Origin of the sequence: Crossiella sp. CA198 (genome assembly GCF_052078295.1) — a bacterium.
In the GTDB taxonomy this organism is placed as follows: Bacteria; Actinomycetota; Actinomycetes; order Mycobacteriales; family Pseudonocardiaceae; genus Crossiella.
On record NZ_JBQJIM010000017.1, the window covers coordinates 117,787 to 133,338 of the forward strand.

Below are 15,552 nucleotides of genomic sequence, written 5' to 3' on the forward strand. Positions count from 1 at the left end.
TGCCCCCGGCCTCAGCACAGGGTGATCCCGGCGATCCGTTCGGCGTCGGCCAGATAGCCCAGGTCGTGGCCCTCGGCCAGGTGCTGGGAGAAGGCCGGGTGCCCCGCCGCGGCCTGTTCCCTGATCAGCCCGGCCAGCCAGCGCAGGTAGCTCACCACCCGGCCGGGCAGCAGTTCCGGCTCGGCCAGCTCGCGCCCGTAGGCCGAGCAGAACAGGTTCGCCCGGTGCGCGAAATCGGGCAGTGGGCTGAACCGGTAGGCCCCGTAGGCAATGTCCCACCAGCGCGGACCCGGTCGGGCCGTGTCGAAGTCGATCATGCCGACCGCGTCCGGCCCGGCGAAGGCCAGGTTGTACGGCGCGAAGTCCCCGTGCACGATCACCTCGGCCGGGTCCAGCGCCGGGAACTGCCAGCCGGTGCGCGGCAGCCGCTCCACCAGCGTCGCGCTCGCGTCGTGGAACCGCCGCAGCAGCCGGGCCGCGGAGACCACCGCCGCCTCGCCGCGCGGGTCGTCGCCGACCTCGCCCGGCACGAAGCTGAGCACCTCCCGGCCCTGCTGGTCAAAGCCCAGCGGCTCCGGCGCTTCGGTGAACCCTGCCTCGCGCAGACCGCGCAGCAGCTCGTGCACGGCAGGTGTCCACCTGCTGGCGGTGCGTCGAACCGTGTCCCCGGCCCGCGCGACCTGCGTCACGCCCGCGCCCAGCAGCTGCTCCTCGTTCACCCCCGGACGTTAACCGGACCCGTGCGGCTGGGAGAATCGGTTTCCCCGATCCCGGTCCTGACCTGGAGGTTCGCCACGGTGGCCAGTAATACCGACCGCCCCGTGCTCGTCGTCGACTTCGGCGCGCAGTACGCCCAGCTGATCGCCCGCCGGGTCCGCGAGACCCAGGTGTACTCCGAGGTCGTGCCCTCCACCGAATCGGTGGACGAGCTGATCAAGCGCAATCCGGCCGCCATCGTGCTCTCCGGCGGCCCGTCCAGCGTGTACGAGGACGGCGCCCCGCAGGTCGACCCGAAGCTGTTCGAGGCAGGCATCCCGGTGTTCGGCATCTGCTACGGCTTCCAGGCCATGGCGGTCGCCCTCGGCGGGGCCACCGAACACACCGGCACCAGGGAGTACGGCCGCACCGAGCTGACCATCGCCGAGGACGGCGGGGTGCTGCACGAGGACCTGCCCGGCCACCACCCGGTGTGGATGAGCCACGGCGACTGCGTGACCAAGGCCCCCGAGGGCTTCACCGTCACCGCCACCAGCACCGGCGCGCCGGTCGCGGCCTTCGAGAACGTCGAGCGCCGTTTCGCCGGGGTCCAGTACCACCCCGAGGTCATGCACTCCCCGCACGGCCAGGAGGTGCTGCGCCGCTTCCTGCACGAGATCGCGGGCGTGCGGCCGCAGTGGACCACCTCCTCGATCGTGGACGAGCAGGTCGCGCTGATCCGCGCCCAGGTCGGCGACGGCAAGGCCATCTGCGGCCTCTCCGGCGGGGTCGACTCCGCGGTGGCCGCCGCACTGGTGAACCGGGCCATCGGCGACCGGCTCACCTGCGTCTTCGTCGACCACGGGCTGCTGCGCGCTGGTGAGCGGGGCCAGGTCGAGCGGGACTACGTGGCCGCCACCGGCGTCCGCCTGGTCACCGTGGACGCGCGCGAGCGGTTCCTCACCGCGCTGGCCGGGGTCACCGACCCGGAGGAGAAGCGCAAGATCATCGGCCGCGAGTTCATCCGGGTCTTCGAGCAGGCCGCGAGCGATCTGCAGACCGAGGCAGGCCAGTCCGGCGAGCACTACGACTTCCTGGTCCAGGGCACCCTGTACCCGGATGTGGTGGAGTCCGGCGGCGGCACCGGCGCGGCCAACATCAAGAGCCACCACAACGTGGGCGGCCTGCCGGAGGATCTCCAGTTCAAGCTGGTCGAACCGCTGCGCGCGCTGTTCAAGGACGAGGTGCGCCGGGTCGGCCTGGAGCTGGGCCTGCCGGAGGTCATCGTGCACCGCCAGCCCTTCCCCGGACCGGGCCTGGGCATCCGGATCATCGGCGAGGTCACCGCGGCCCGCCTGGACCTGCTGCGCGCGGCGGATGCCATCGCCCGCGAGGAGCTGACCGCGGCCGGTCTGGACCGCACCATCTGGCAGTGCCCGGTGGTGCTGCTGGCCGACGTGCGCTCGGTGGGCGTGCAGGGCGACGGCCGCACCTACGGCCACCCGGTGGTGCTGCGCCCGGTCTCCAGCGAGGACGCGATGACCGCGGACTGGACCCGCCTGCCCTACGACGTCCTGGAACGCATCTCCACCCGCATCACCAACGAGGTCAACGACGTCAACCGGGTCGTCCTCGACGTCACCAGCAAGCCCCCAGGCACCATCGAGTGGGAGTGACCGCCCCATAACGGCCAACACCCCGTCCCACAACGGCCAACACTCCGGCAGCAGCTAAAACCACCCGGAGTGTTGGCCGTTCTTGTACGGGGTGTTGGCCGTTGTGGGCGGGTCAGGCGGAGGCGCGGCGGATCAGTTCGGTCGGCAGGATCTCCCGGCCGGGCGGCACGTCCTCGCCTGCGACCAGGCGGAGCAGGATCTGCACCATCCGGCGCATCTGCTCGCCGGGGTGCTGGCGGATGGTGGTCAGCGGCGGGTCGGACAGCGGGGCCACCGCGGGCTGGTCGTCGAAGCCGATCACCGCGATCTCCTCCGGCACCCGCCTGCCCTCCGCGCGCAGGGCCCGCAGCGCGCCGTCGGCCATCAGGTCGTTCGCCGCGAACACCCCGTCCAGCTCCGGCACCCTGGCCAGCAGTTCCCGCATGGCCTGCTCGCCGCCCTGCCGGGTGAACTCACCGCAGGCGCTCAGCCGCGCGACCCGGTCCTGATCCGCGCTCATCGCCTGCTGCCAGCCGGCCAGCCGATCCAGCGCGGCCTTCTCATCGGACGGGCCGGTGATGGTCACCACGGTCCGGCGGCCGAGGCCGAGCAGATGCTCGGTGGCCATCCGGGCGCCACCCACGTTGTCGTTGTCCACCAGGTGCAGACCGTCCTCGGGCAGCCACAGCTTGCCGCCGAAGACCACCGGGATGGGCAGGTTGGCCACCGCCTCCGGCAGCGGGTCCTGCTTGTGCGGGGCCAGCAGCAGCGCGCCGTCCACGTGCCCGCCGCCGAGGAAGCGCAGCACCCTGGCGTGCGTGGTCTCGTCCTGGGTCAGCATCAGCACCATCTGGGTGTCCATCGCGGCCAGCTCCTCGGTGGCGGTGCGCACCACCGTGGCGAAGTGCGGGTCGTCGAAGACCTTGTTCTCCCCCTCCGAGAGCACCAGCGCGATCGCCTCGGTGCGCCGGGTGACCAGCGTCCGGGCCGCCTTGTTCGGCACGTACCCGAGCTGGCGGACCGCGGCGTGCACCGACTCGCGCGCCTCCGGGCTCACCCGGGGCGAGTCGTTGATCACCCGGGACACGGTCGCGCGGGACACGCCCGCCACCGCGGCCACGTCTTCCAGGGTGGGGCGGCCGATTCCGTGCAGGGCTGGCGGCGTCTTCACCCCGCTATTAATACAGATATGGATCGAAAAAGCCGAATGCGCCGCTCCGGTGGGAAGAAACCACCGGGGCGACGCAATCGGGTCAAACGTGAATTCAGTATCGATTTGATTTCCGGCAGGTCTCCTACCTGCGTGGACGCAGGGAGTTCCCGAGCAGTGCCAGCCCGATGAACAACGCGATGGCGGCGATCGCCCAGCGCACGTCCACCACCTGCCAGATGACCCCGTCGGTGAGCGCGTAGGCGGCGACACCGAGGCCGCACAGCCCGAACAACACCATGAACAGGCTTGCCTTCGGCTTGCGTTCGGTCTGCTGTTCAGCCGACACGGTGCACCTCCACGCTTCCCGGTCCCTGCACTTCCGCGCGCAGCCGCAACTTGCCGCCGCCGGGGCCGTCGACCCCGTTGTCGTCCACCTTGACCTCGCCGCCGCCGTCGCGCTCGTTGCCCAGGCACTGGACCGAGCCGATCGCGGACTTGCAGAAGAGGTCGAGGTCCACGTTCTTGGGCACGATCACCTGGATAGTGCCCGCGCCCACCACGATGCTGGTGCTCGCGTTGACCTTGGGGTCGTTCAGGTCCAGCGCGCTCAGGTCCAGCTCGATCGAGCCCGCGCCGAGCCGGTAGGTCGGCTCCAGCTGACTGACCGAGGTGATCCGGTAGTTCCGGTCGCCGACGGTCTGCGTCCAGTACTGCGAGGCGGTCAGCCCGATCGCCACGATGGCCACCGGGAAGCCCAGCACCACCAGCAGCCTGCCGCCACCGCGGAAGGCCCCGACCATGGTGCCGATGGCCAGCACCGCGACCACCATGCCCGCCACGTGCGGTGCGGTGAACCAGGGCACCAGCCCGGCCAGGATGCCGGACACGCTGCCCACGATGAAGGCCAGCGCCAGCGTCACCGCGGTGACCCTGGTCTTGCGCTTGGGTTCCGGCTCGGCCTCCACCTCGGTGGTGCGGCGCGGCTCCGGCAGGTCCCAGGCGAACGGCGCGGCGCCCAGCGGGTCCCACTGCGGCGGGGTGCCCGTGGCCGGGTAGGTCACGGCCGGGTAGGTCACCGGCGGGAAGCTCGGCGCGGGCAGCTGCTCGCGGCGGGCCTGTGCCTCCGGGGTCTCCGGCGTGCTGATCGACTGGGTGACCTGCGGCGACTCCGCCGGGTGCCCTGCGGTCGTTCCGGTCACCGGCGCGTCCGCGGCCTGGGTGCTCGTCCCGGCCACCGGCTCGACCCGGCTGGTCACCTGCTCCTGGTGGATGCCCAGGTCAACGGTGTGCTGGGGCTCCGGAGCGGCCGAGGTCTCCGGGGCCGCGGGCGGCGGGGTCCGCAGGTCCATGGTCGGCTGTTCCGGCGCGGCCGGGTACCTGGTCGTCTCCGGTGCGGGGAAGGGCGGCATCGGCGGCGGCATGAAGCTCGCCGCGGGTGGCGGCGCGGGCGTCTTGCCGCGGCTGCGGTGCAGCAGGTAGGCCAGTCCGACCACCAGGACCAGTGCGAAGATGCCGCCGATGAAGGTGGTGGCCGCCCAGCCGAAGGCGGGCAGCATGCCAAAGAGCAACAGCAGTGTCAGCACCTTGGGCGTGGCGCTGTGGCCCCGCCCGAGCAGCGACTCCAGCGGGGAGACCCGGTCCTCCGGACCAGGCAGCAACAGCCACCCGGCCAGGTAGATGATCAACCCGATGCCGCCGTACACCGCCGTCACCACGAGTCCGACCCGGATCACGACCGGATCGATCGCATAGCGATTGCCGATCGCGGCGGCCACCCCGGCGATCTTGCGATCGTCCTTGGGCCGCCGTGGCCGCGACGACCACAGGTCGCGCAGCGTCTCCTCGACGCGCATGTTTCCGTCCGTCCCGCTCACGATGAACAGCTTCGGTCATCCGCCCGCTCCGCCACATCAGGGAAGCCCCCCGACCTCACCCCGAGGCCTGGTCTCCGGGTTCCGCCCCGATGCGGGCCCTGCCACCCGCGTGTGACCATGCCATGGTGAACTCCCAGGCCACGTCGGGCAGCACCGACCGCAGCGGCGTGGGCCAGCCGCCCGTGATCACGGGCGAGGCCACCATGGTGCTCCCGCTGCGCATGTACCGCCGCCGCAACGGCCGCATCCTCGCCGGGGTCGCCGGCGGCCTCGCCGAGCACCTCGGCGTCAACGTGCTGTGGGTGCGGGTCGCCTTCACCGTGCTGGTCGCCTTCGCCGGCTCGGGCGTGCTCGCCTACGGCCTGCTGTGGCTGCTGGTGCCGCAGCGGATGGCCGGGGCCGAACCGCAGACCGACACCCCGGTGCAGCGCCAGCAGGCCATCGGCGTGATCGCCATCGGCCTGGCCATGGCGCTCGCGCTGAGCATGTGGAGCGGTGCGATCAGCGGCTGGGTGGTCGGCCCGCTGGGCGTGGCGCTGGCCGGTGCCGCCCTGGTCTGGCGGGAGGCCGACGAGGCGCAGAAACGGCGCTGGCGGGACTCGGCCAAGTCCGGGATGCTCGGCCAGGGCGGCCGGATGGCCGTGCTCCGGATGGGCGCAGGCATCCTGTTCGCCACCGCGGGCATCGTGTTCTTCCTAGTCGGCAGCGTGGACCTGAACCAGGCCCAGCTGGCCGTGCTGGCCGTGATCACCACCCTGCTCGGCGTCGGCGTGCTCACCGTGCCCTGGTGGCTGCGCCTGGTCCGCGACCTGAACGAGGAGCGCCGCGCGCGCATCCGCACCGAGGAACGCGCCGAGATCGCCGCCCACCTGCACGACTCCGTGCTGCAGACCCTCGCCCTGATCCTCAAGCAGTCGGACAACCCGCGCGAGGTCAGCAGGCTGGCCCGCGGCCAGGAACGCCAGCTGCGGAACTGGCTCTACGGCCCGGCAGGCTACGGCCGCGGCACCGCCGTTCCCGAGACCGAGGAACCCGCGCACGGCGTGGCCGGGGAGAGCCTGGCCGACGCGGTGGCCATCGCCTGCGGCCAGGTCGAGGACACCTTCGCCATCCGGGTGCAGCAGGTGGTGGTCGGCGACTGCCCGCTGGATGACCAGCTGGCCGCGCTGGTGCAGGCCGCCCGCGAGGCCGCGGTCAACGCGGCCAAACACGCCGGGGTCGGCGAGGTCAGCGTGTACGCCGAGGTCGAGCCCGAGGTGGTCTACGTCTTCGTGCGCGACCGGGGCGCCGGATTCGACCCGGAGGCGGTCCCGGCCGACCGGCACGGGCTCGCCGACTCGATTCACGGCAGGATGGAGCGCAACGGCGGGAAGGTGCGCGTGCGCACCGCGCCCGGTGAGGGCACCGAGATCCAGCTCGAGATGCCCAGGGCGAGCAAGGAGGCACGGACGTGAGCGAAGAGGTCGAGAGCACCGGGACACCGGCGGAGGCCAAGGGACCGGTCAGGGTCTTCCTGGTCGACGACCACGCGCTCTTCCGCGCGGGCGTGCGCGCCGAACTGGAGGCGCACGCCGAGGTCGAGGTGGTCGGCGAGGCCGGATCGGTCGGCGAGGCGGTCGCCGGCATCGGGCACTTCCGCCCGGACGTGGTGCTGCTGGACGTGCACATGCCCGACGGCGGCGGCAACGAGGTGCTGCGCCGCGCCCGCAAGGCCTTCCCGGACGTGGTCTTCCTCGCGCTCAGCGTCTCCGACGCGGCCGAGGACGTCATCGCGGTGATCCGCAACGGCGCCCGCGGCTACGTCACCAAGACCATCTCCGGCCGCGAACTCGTGGACGCGGTCTGCCGGGTGCGCGAGGGCGACGCGGTCTTCTCCCCGCGGCTGGCCGGCTTCGTGCTGGACGCCTTCGCCGACCGGCCGGGCGCCGCCCCGATCCGCGACCCCGAGCTGGACCTGCTCACCCCGCGCGAACGCGATGTGCTGCGCCTGCTGGCCAGGGGCTACGCGTACAAGGAAATCGCCTCGGAGCTGTTCATCTCGATCAAGACGGTGGAGACGCACGTGTCCAGCGTGCTGCGCAAGACCCAGCTGTCCAACCGCTACGAGCTGTCCCGCTGGGCCTCCGACCGCCGCCTGGTCTGACCGGCACGGCCCGGCGGCGAGCGCCGGGCCGCACCGCTCATTTCCCGGCGGTGGCCGCCGTGGGCACCGGCAGTGGTTCCGGTGCGGCGGCGGCCACCTTCGGCTGGCGCCGGGCCAGCATGACCCCGGCGAGCACCACGACCATGCCCAGCACCACCCGGAGTCCGATTTCTTCCTGCAGCACCAGCGCGCCCAGCAGCACCGACACCAGCGGCATCAGGTAGGCCACGGTGGTCGCGCTGGTCGGGCCCTCGTCGGCGATCAGCCGGTAGAAGAAGATGAAGGCGATCCCGGTGCCCAGCACGCCGAGCACGGTCACCGCACCCACCGAGGCGAAGCTCAGGTGCACCGGCTGCAGCCCGGCGAAGGGCACCGCCAGCGTGATCAGCGCGGTGGCCGAGATCATCTGCGCGGCCGAGACCACCACCGGCGGCAGCCCCTCACCCGCCAGGAACCGGGCCATGTACAGCGCGCCGATGCCATAGCTCACCGCGGCCGCGGTGATCGCCAGCGCGCCGCCGAGTTCCGAGGTCGCGCCCTGCCACGGGGCGAAGATCACCAGCGTGCCGGCGAACCCGATCGCCAGGCCGATCGCCCTGATCACACTGATCCGCCGTTCCTGGCCGACCACCAGGCCGAGCAGCACCGTCCACAGCGGCACGGTGGCGTTGAGCACGCCGGCCATGCCCGAGTCCACGGTCAGCTCGCCGATGCCGAACAGGGTGAACGGCAGCACGTTGCTGAAGAAGGCGGCCACCACCAGGTGACCCCACAGCCGCCCGCCGCGCGGCAGCCGGAGCCGCTGCACCCGCACCACCGCGAGCAGCACCAGCGCCCCCAGCCCCACCCGGATCAGCACGATCTGCACCGGGGAGAACCCGGTCAGCGCGAACTTGATCCACAGGAAGCTGGAGCCCCAGAACAGCGCCAGCAGGCCCAACCGCACCAGATTGCCCTTGGATGTCACGTCAACAACGGTGCGCTCCGCAACCTGTCAGCACAAGTGAATACTTCTACACGACCCTTTAGCGAATCTGTACAGTCGAACCATGCTCGACGTGCGCCGGATGCGAGTCCTCCGTGCCGTGGTGACCAGCGGTTCGGTCACCGCCGCGGCCACCAACCTGGGTTACACGCCCTCGGCGATCAGCCAGCAGATCACCGCGCTGGAACGCGAGGCAGGCCTGCCGCTGCTGGAGAAGTCCGGCCGCGGCGTGCGCCCCACCGCGGCGGGCAGGCTGCTCGCCGACCACGCCGGGGTGATCACCGCCCAGCTCGCCGAGGCCGAACGCTCCCTGGCCGACCTGCGCGAGGGCCGCACCGGACGGCTCGGCGTCAGCTTCTTCGCCACCGCGGGCGCCGCCCTGGTCCCGCCCGCGGTCGCCGCCTTCCGCCGGGAACACCCCACGGTCCGGCTCGACCTGACCCTCAAGGACCCGGACAGCCCCCTGGCCGAGGTGATCGCCGGCCGGTCCGACCTGGCCGTGGTGGTGGTCTTCGACGACGAGCCCGCGGTGCCCGGCATCGCGCTCACCCACCTCTTCGACGATCCCTACCGGCTGGTCCTGCCCAAGGGGCACCGGCTGGCCGCGAAACGGGTCATCGACCTGGCCGACCTGGGCAGCGAACCCCTGGTCGACAGCATGGCCACCAGCGGACCCTGCCGGAAGGCGGTGCTGGAAGCCTGCGCCAGCGCCGGATTCAGCCCCTGCTTCGTGGTCGAGTCCGACGACTTCCCCACCGCGCAGGGCTTCGCCGCGGCCGGACTCGGCCTGACCCTGGTGCCCAAACTGGGCCTGGGCGCGGTGCACCCCGGCGTGCTGGTGCGCAAGGTCCGCAACCCGGAGCCGGTGCGCCGGATCTACGCCGCGGTGCGCACCGCCGACGCCGGCCGCCCGGTGCTGCGTGCCCTGCTCGGCGCGCTCCAGACGGCCGCGCGCACGGCCGCCCGGTAGCGCCGGGCTAGTTGCTGCCGCCGCCGGTGCGCTGGTCGCCGTTGATCTGGGCGGTGCCGGTGTCGGCGTTGGGGATCATGGTGAGCACCCGGGTCTCGGAGGACTCGTTCTGCTCGCCGTTCTTCTTGGTGTAGGTCAGCTGCACCCGCACCTTGTCCTTGCCCTGCGCGGTGACGTCACCGACCTCGACGTCCTTGATGTCGTCCCAGAACTTCTTGTACGAGGCGAACGGCGTCTTCTGCTGCATGGCCGGGCCCAGCCGCTGCCACGCGGCCTCCGCCCGGTCGGGCAGCAGCGCGTAGTACTTCTTGACCTCCGAGACCATGTCCTCCGGCGCCAGCGTCGGCACGGCCGAGGTGGTCGTGGTGCTGGTGGTGGTGCTGCTGGAGGTGGACTCGGCGGTGGTCTTCTTCGGCGTGGTCTTCTTCGTGGCCGAGGCGGTGGTCTGCGGGACCACCACGTTCGAGGTCTGGGTGCCCGCGTTGCCGGTGTTGTAGTCGAACGCGTAGTTCGCGATCAGCACGCCGACCAGCGCCGCGACCACCACCGCCGCGGCGGCCAGCAGGATCGTCTTGCGCCGCGAGCGCTCCGGCGGCGGGGGCGGCGCGCTCTTGACCGGGCCGCCAGGGCCGATCGGACGGCCGCCGGTGCTGGTGGCCGGGTGCGGGCGCGGCGGCGGGGTGGGCGGGCCCACCCTGGTCATCGGCGCGTCGGAGAGCGGACGCGCGTCCAGCCGGGTCATCGGCTGCTGGTTCTGGAGGTGCGGGCCGGAACCCTGGTGCAGCCGGGGCGACTGCAACGCCTGCGGGTGCGACTGCAGGGCGGGCGGCATCGACTGGGTCGGCGCGGACGGCCCGTTGGGCAGCTGGGTGGTCGGCGTCACCACGGTGGCCCAGCCGCCCGGAGGCGTGCTGAGTGCGCTCTGCCGCCCCACGGACACCGCGGAGAGGGCTTCGCTCGCCTGCGTCATGTTGGGGCGGTCGTTCGGCTGCGGCCGGAGCAGGTGCATCAGCACCGGCGTCAGCGGACCGGCCATCTGCGGCGGCCGGACCACGCCGGCGGCCACCGAGTGCAGCAGCGCCAGGGTGTTCTCGTTCAGCCCGAACGGCGGCTCGCCCTCGACCACCGCGTACAGCGTGGAGCCCAGCGAGAACACGTCCGAGGGCGCGCCCGGCTCGTAGCCCTTGGCCACCTCGGGGGCCAGGTAGGCCGGGGTGCCGGCGAGCATGCCGGTGCGGGTCACCGTGACATCGCCCTGAGCACGGGAGATGCCGAAGTCGGTGATCTTCACCGTGCCGTCGTCGCCGATCAGGATGTTGCCGGGCTTGACGTCCCGGTGCACGATCCCGGCCTGGTGCGCCGCCCACAGCGCCAGCGCGACCTGCGCGCCGATCCGGGCGACCTCACGCGGCGGCAGCGGACCCTCGTCGCTGACCACCGCGGCCAGGCTGCGGGAGGGCAGGTACTCCATCACCAGCCACGGCGCGCCGTCGTCCTCGGCCACGTCGAAGACGCCGATCGCGTTGGGGTGCTGCAACCGGGCCGCGATCCGGCCCTCGCGCATCGCCCGCTGCTTGGCCTCCTCGGCCTCGGAGTGCTCCAGGTTGGGCTGGAGCAGCAACTGCTTGACCGCCACGACCCGCTGGAGACGTTCGTCCTTGGCCTGCCAGACGACACCCATCGCACCGGCGCCGATCCGCCTGGTGAGTCGGTAGCGCCCGGAGACCAGGCGGCCTTCGTCGCTCACAGCTCCTCCGTCCTGCGCACCGGCAGGATCGGGGCGTGCCAGCGGCGCTCGTCAGCCCGGGTCCCGGTGTCGGTCACGCCTCCTAGGTTAGGGGTATCACCCGGACGGGTTGACTTGCGGCTGGTCAACACGGGTGCAGCCGCTCCTGGAGGTAATGCCATCAGTGCTGGTCAACGCCCTTTGCTGGACAGAACCTTGGCGTTGGTGATTTTCCGCTGGACCTTGTCCACGGTCATCCGCTGCTCGACCCGCAGGGTGCGGCCGTCCTTCCAGCGGTAGTCCACGGTCACCACGGCCGCGTCCACGCCGTCGGCGCGGGACTCGGCGACGGTGGCCGATTCGACCCCGGCCCAGTCGGCCTTGAATTCCTCGACGCCGCCGCCGCGCATCTCCGGGGCGAGCATCGCGAAGGCCTGCTCGGGCTGGTCGGGCGCCTTGCCCAGCAGGCCGAGGATCGGATCCAGGATCGGGTCCAGGATCCCGCCGCTCTTGCTGCTGGTGGGCGCGGCCGAGGTGGGCTTGGGCGCGCTGGAGGTCGGCTTGCCCGCGCTGGTGGCCGGGACGCCGGTCTGGCTGGTCTGGCCGCCGGTGGGCGCGGGGTCGGTGCTGCCGCCGCCGGGGTTGCCACCCTGCTGACCGCCACCGTTGCCGGTGCCGCCGTTGCCGCCCTGCTGACCGCCGCCGGTCCCGGCGCCGCCCTGCTGGCCGCCCTGACCACCCTGACCGCCGTTGCCGCCGTTGGAACCCTGGCCGCCGGGCTGGTCGCCACCGGTGCCGCCGCCGGGCTGCTCGCCGCCGCCCTCCTGGCCGGTCTGCGCGTTGATCGCGTTCGGCGAGAGCGCCTTGCCGCCGACGATGCCGGAGAGGTTCTGCTGCGCCGCGGCCGGCGTCTTGGGGCCGTCCTCGTAGGTCGCGTAGGTGATGCCCAGTGCCACCGTGCCGCACAGCACCGCGACACCCGCGGCCGCGCCGAGCACCCGCAGCCCCGTCTTCGGGCGGCGTTCCGCCTTGGGCGTCTGGCCCTCCCTGCGGAGCAGGTCGGTCACCAGGATCTGGGACTCGGTATCCCGTGAACTGCCCTTGCGCACCGCGATCACCTTCCGGCCGGGGAGCTTCTCAACGGGGTTGAGATACCGGACTTGAGGTGTTGTGTGCCACCAATTCGGGTGAACTTATGCGCAATCTTCGGCCTAATGGCCTAACCGCGCTGGGCTGAAAGCAGCTCGGCGCCGGTGATCCGCATGGGCACCGAGTTGGCCAGCCGGAGCAGTTGCTCGACGTGCAGCCAGCTCCCGTCGGCCTGCTGGAACCGGACCACCGCGAGCACCGAGCCGTCCGGCCGGGTCTCGGTCTCCTTCAGCTCCAGTTGGCGCAGCTCGGTCCAGGACCGGATGAAGGCGGCCAGGTCGCCGAGCAGGTTCGGGGTCAGCAGCCCGGCCGCGGTCTCCGGCTGCTTTTGGCCGAGCCGCTGGTAGAACTCCTTGACCACGCCGGCCGGGGTGTTCAAGCCCTGCGCGGGCGGCTGGGTGGTCGCGGTGCGCTGGGCCACCGGCGTGGTGGTCACCACCGGCTTGCCGGGCCGCACGGCCAGCGGCGAGCTGGTCGCCTCGGCCACCAGCACCCCGGCCACCGGGGCCGGGGTCTGCGCCGCTGGAGCCCGCTGCGAGGTGCGCGAGCTGACGAGTTCGGCGGTGAGCAGGTCGGGCCGCAGCACCATGGCGCCGGTCAGCTCGGTCGCCCGCTGCACCGGGGCCGGGCTCGCCTGCGGGCTGGTCCAGTTGTTCGAGGTGATCGCCGAGGCGGCGGTGACCGCGCCGGTGAGCACGATGGCGCCGATGAGCATGCCGATCAGCCGGGTCGAGCGCTTGGTGCGCTCTACCGGCTGCGGCGGGGCGACCGTCACGGTCGTCTCCTCGCCGAGCAGCTCGTCGACGAATTCCTCGGTCTCGACTACCTCGCGTGGCGGGATCCGGACCGGGCAGGGCTGCTGCCTGATCAGATCCGCCACGGTGACTGATCCGGCACGGTGGTGCCGACGACCAGTCGTCGAACGCTCCACGGTGGTGGCCTCCGTACGTTCTGTGGTCGTCAGGACTCGTACCGTCACATCGGCAGCGGGAGCCAGCGACTGGCCACAGTTCACCCGTTCGAGTCGACAAGCGGTCGAAAAAAGCCAGTCGAACGGATGAATGGTCACTGCGTGCGTTGAGTCCGGCTGAGGTCCGGGCTCACCGTTCGGCGGCGGACACCAGCCGTTCGCCGTTGACCAATGGCACCTCGGCCACGGTGAACACAAGCTCGCGTTGCTGGGTGCTCAGCGACCCGTCCTTGGCCTGCACCTCCACCACCGAGGTGGTCACCCCGCGGCCCGGATCGACCTGGATGGTCTTGACCTCGACCCGCTGGAGGTTGTCGAAGCGCTGCTGGAAGGCGGGAAAGCCGCTGTCCTTGATCGCCGGGCCGGTCAGCGCCTCGAACGCGCGCTGCGGGTCCTCGGGCAGCACGGCGAAGAAGGCCATGGTCTGCCCGGCCAGCTTGTCCACCGGGACCAGGGGCACGGCCCGGTCGTTGGTCACCGTGGTCACCGGCGGCTGCGAGGTGCTGCTGCCCGCCTTGCTCTCGCCCCCGGTGAGCCGGGCCGGTCCGGACGGCGTGCCGGAGGTGCGCGGCGACTTGGGCCCGGCGCTGGGCGTGCGGCTGCCCGCGCGGGCGCCACTGCTGACGGTCGGCTTCGGCGTGCCGGACCTGCTGCCCTCGGGCAGCACCATGTCACTGGGATAACCGGGCAGCGCGTCGAGCTGGTCGTCCCCGCCCGGACTGACCAGCGCGGTGGCCGCGGCGACCAGCACCAGCAGCACGGTGGCCGAGGACAGCCCGGCGAACCAGGCCGCCCGCTTCCAGGTGCGCGGGGGCGTGACCGAGGCCGGGACCATGCCGAGGTCGAACTTGCGCAGACCGGGCGGCGCGGTGTCGGCCACCGGGTCCACCAGGGGTGGCGGCTCCGGCCGCGACACCTCCGGCGTCCAGGACAGCGCGTTGGCTTCCGGGCGGTGCCGGCCGTGGCGTGGCCGGTACCGCTCAGGGGGCCCCTGTCCGCTGTTCATCTCGCTGACCTCTTTCGCCCCAGCAGGGCGGTTTCCCGCCTATGCCGTGTTGACCACCTGGAACGTCTCGGCGAGCCTGCCGACGGGCAGGCCGGCGTAGTTCGCCTGGTTGGCGAACTCGCCGCGGAGCTGCTCCTCGAGCCCCGCCATTCCTCCGGTCTGTGACTGATGCGCGCGCAGCGCCGCCAGCTTGAGGGGCATCAGGTCGGTGATGTCGACGGCGTGGTTGCGTCGTTGCCGGGGCCCGTCGGCCAGCCACAGCTCGCGCACCGTCCAGGGCTGGAGCCCTTCCTGGGTGAGCAGCTCGGGGTAGGCGTGCGGGTTGCGGGCGTCCGGGTAGACCGCGGCCAGGGTGGCCTCACCCGCGGCGCGGTGGTCAGGGTGCGAGGTGACGATGTGGTCCCAGTTGATCTCCGGCGACCAGGTGAGCACCCGGTCCGGCCGGAAGGTGCGGATCACCCTGGTGATGTCGCGGCGCAGGGCGAGCCCCGGCACGACCCGGCCGTCCGGGTGCCGCAGGAAGTACAGGTTGGTCACGCCGACGATCTCGGCGGCCGCGCGCTGTTCCTGTTCGCGCAGGTCGGCGATGTCCGCGCGCGGGGTGGCCAGATCGCCGGTCGCCTCGCCGGAGGTGCACAGGCAGTAGGCGACGTCGACGCCCGCCTTGATCCAGGCGGCCACCGTCCCGGCGGCGCCGAAGTCGACGTCGTCTGGGTGAGCTGCGACGACCAGGGCGCGGGTGATGTCGTGGTCGTCGAGAGCGGGTCCGTGAGCCATCTCACCCAGGGTAGGTGTCCCGCCATCTGGTTGCGCTCCGGGTCCCTCTAACTACCCGGAGTGATACCCGGACGGGTGTATTCCACCCGCCCGGGAGCAAGATCAGCTTGCCTTGCCATACCGCTCGTGAGTGGAACGCAGCTCCTTGGCGGCGGTGGCCCCGGCGCCGGCGGCGACCACGACGGCCAGCACGTCCAGGATGAACCCACCGGAGGTCATCACCAGCGCCAGCACGGCGAGCACGACGGTGATCCCGACCTTGGGCATCCGCTCCTGCACGTAGTGCACGACCGGTTCGCCACCGGCCCGTTTGGCGGCGGCGGACTTCAGCATGGCCAGGTAGCCGCCGTTGCCCAGCGCGGCTAGCAAGGCGACAAGCGCGACGAGAACAGCGATGAGATGCATAGGCCCAGTGTGCGCCGGTAAAACGGCGGCGGCATCGGTGACA

General features: G+C 71.9%; 15 protein-coding genes. 4 read left to right on the forward strand and 11 right to left on the reverse strand.

Annotated features, from left to right (window positions below; translation table 11 throughout):
- Positions 1 to 11 precede the first annotated feature (11 nt).
- Positions 12 to 719 carry a phosphotransferase gene (locus ACTOWY_RS27700; RefSeq protein WP_441312548.1) on the reverse strand — a complete coding sequence of 236 codons (708 nt, stop codon included), beginning with the start codon at positions 717 to 719 and terminating at the stop codon, positions 12 to 14.
- Positions 720 to 797: 78 nt separating this feature from the next.
- On the opposite strand from ACTOWY_RS27700, the gene guaA reads away from it, so the two are divergent.
- A complete protein-coding gene (guaA, locus tag ACTOWY_RS27705; RefSeq protein ID WP_441312549.1) occupies positions 798 to 2,372 on the forward strand; it encodes a glutamine-hydrolyzing GMP synthase in 1,575 nt (524 codons plus the stop codon).
- Between the two features lie 112 nt (positions 2,373 to 2,484).
- Here guaA and ACTOWY_RS27710 read toward each other — a convergent pair whose 3' ends face one another.
- From ACTOWY_RS27710 to ACTOWY_RS27720, 3 genes are all read right to left on the reverse strand, one after another.
- Positions 2,485 to 3,522, reverse strand: a complete 1,038-nt coding sequence (locus tag ACTOWY_RS27710) for a LacI family DNA-binding transcriptional regulator (RefSeq protein WP_441312550.1) — start codon at positions 3,520 to 3,522, stop codon at positions 2,485 to 2,487.
- Between the two features lie 124 nt (positions 3,523 to 3,646).
- The gene (locus ACTOWY_RS27715) at positions 3,647 to 3,850 is read right to left on the reverse strand and encodes a hypothetical protein (protein ID WP_247755636.1); all 204 of its coding nucleotides are present in this window, start codon (positions 3,848 to 3,850) and stop codon (positions 3,647 to 3,649) included.
- Positions 3,840 to 5,357 (reverse strand): PspC domain-containing protein, encoded by a 1,518-nt coding sequence (locus ACTOWY_RS27720; RefSeq protein ID WP_441312551.1) that lies wholly within the window; start codon positions 5,355 to 5,357, stop codon positions 3,840 to 3,842. Before ACTOWY_RS27720 ends, ACTOWY_RS27715 begins: the two co-directional genes overlap by 11 nt.
- Before the next feature lie 224 nt (positions 5,358 to 5,581).
- Here ACTOWY_RS27720 and ACTOWY_RS27725 point away from each other — a divergent pair, with 224 nt between their 5' ends.
- Positions 5,582 to 6,832 carry an ATP-binding protein gene (locus ACTOWY_RS27725; protein ID WP_441312662.1) on the forward strand — a complete coding sequence of 417 codons (1,251 nt, stop codon included), beginning with the start codon at positions 5,582 to 5,584 and terminating at the stop codon, positions 6,830 to 6,832.
- Positions 6,829 to 7,521, forward strand: a complete 693-nt coding sequence (locus tag ACTOWY_RS27730) for a response regulator (RefSeq protein WP_247755638.1) — start codon at positions 6,829 to 6,831, stop codon at positions 7,519 to 7,521. Before ACTOWY_RS27725 ends, ACTOWY_RS27730 begins: the two co-directional genes overlap by 4 nt.
- Positions 7,522 to 7,558: 37 nt before the next feature.
- Here the strand turns inward: ACTOWY_RS27730 and ACTOWY_RS27735 are convergent, their stop codons facing one another.
- Entirely contained in the window at positions 7,559 to 8,488 is a 930-nt protein-coding gene (locus tag ACTOWY_RS27735; RefSeq protein WP_441312552.1) for a DMT family transporter, read from the reverse strand.
- A gap of 82 nt (positions 8,489 to 8,570) precedes the next feature.
- Here ACTOWY_RS27735 and ACTOWY_RS27740 point away from each other — a divergent pair, with 82 nt between their 5' ends.
- Complete coding sequence (locus tag ACTOWY_RS27740) at positions 8,571 to 9,476, forward strand: LysR family transcriptional regulator (RefSeq protein ID WP_441312553.1); 906 nt, start codon at positions 8,571 to 8,573, stop codon at positions 9,474 to 9,476.
- Between the two features lie 7 nt (positions 9,477 to 9,483).
- On the opposite strand, the gene ACTOWY_RS27745 is transcribed toward ACTOWY_RS27740, so the two are convergent.
- The 6 genes from ACTOWY_RS27745 to ACTOWY_RS27770 all read right to left on the reverse strand — a co-directional run bounded on the left by ACTOWY_RS27745 (position 9,484) and on the right by ACTOWY_RS27770 (position 15,509).
- A complete protein-coding gene (locus tag ACTOWY_RS27745; RefSeq protein WP_441312554.1) occupies positions 9,484 to 11,223 on the reverse strand; it encodes a serine/threonine-protein kinase in 1,740 nt (579 codons plus the stop codon).
- 170 nt (positions 11,224 to 11,393) lie between these two features.
- Positions 11,394 to 12,311 (reverse strand): hypothetical protein, encoded by a 918-nt coding sequence (locus ACTOWY_RS27750; RefSeq protein WP_441312555.1) that lies wholly within the window; start codon positions 12,309 to 12,311, stop codon positions 11,394 to 11,396.
- A gap of 110 nt (positions 12,312 to 12,421) precedes the next feature.
- On the reverse strand, positions 12,422 to 13,231 hold the full coding sequence (locus ACTOWY_RS27755; RefSeq protein WP_441312556.1) for a hypothetical protein: 810 nt from the start codon (positions 13,229 to 13,231) through the stop codon (positions 12,422 to 12,424).
- Positions 13,232 to 13,451: 220 nt separating this feature from the next.
- The gene (locus tag ACTOWY_RS27760; protein ID WP_441312557.1) at positions 13,452 to 14,327 is read right to left on the reverse strand and encodes a hypothetical protein; all 876 of its coding nucleotides are present in this window, start codon (positions 14,325 to 14,327) and stop codon (positions 13,452 to 13,454) included.
- 39 nt (positions 14,328 to 14,366) lie between these two features.
- Positions 14,367 to 15,104, reverse strand: coding sequence for a PIG-L deacetylase family protein (locus ACTOWY_RS27765; protein ID WP_441312558.1), 738 nt, complete (start codon positions 15,102 to 15,104; stop codon positions 14,367 to 14,369).
- A 102-nt stretch (positions 15,105 to 15,206) separates the two neighbouring features.
- Positions 15,207 to 15,509, reverse strand: a complete 303-nt coding sequence (locus ACTOWY_RS27770) for a hypothetical protein (RefSeq protein WP_441312559.1) — start codon at positions 15,507 to 15,509, stop codon at positions 15,207 to 15,209.
- Between the last annotated feature and the right edge of the window lie 43 nt (positions 15,510 to 15,552).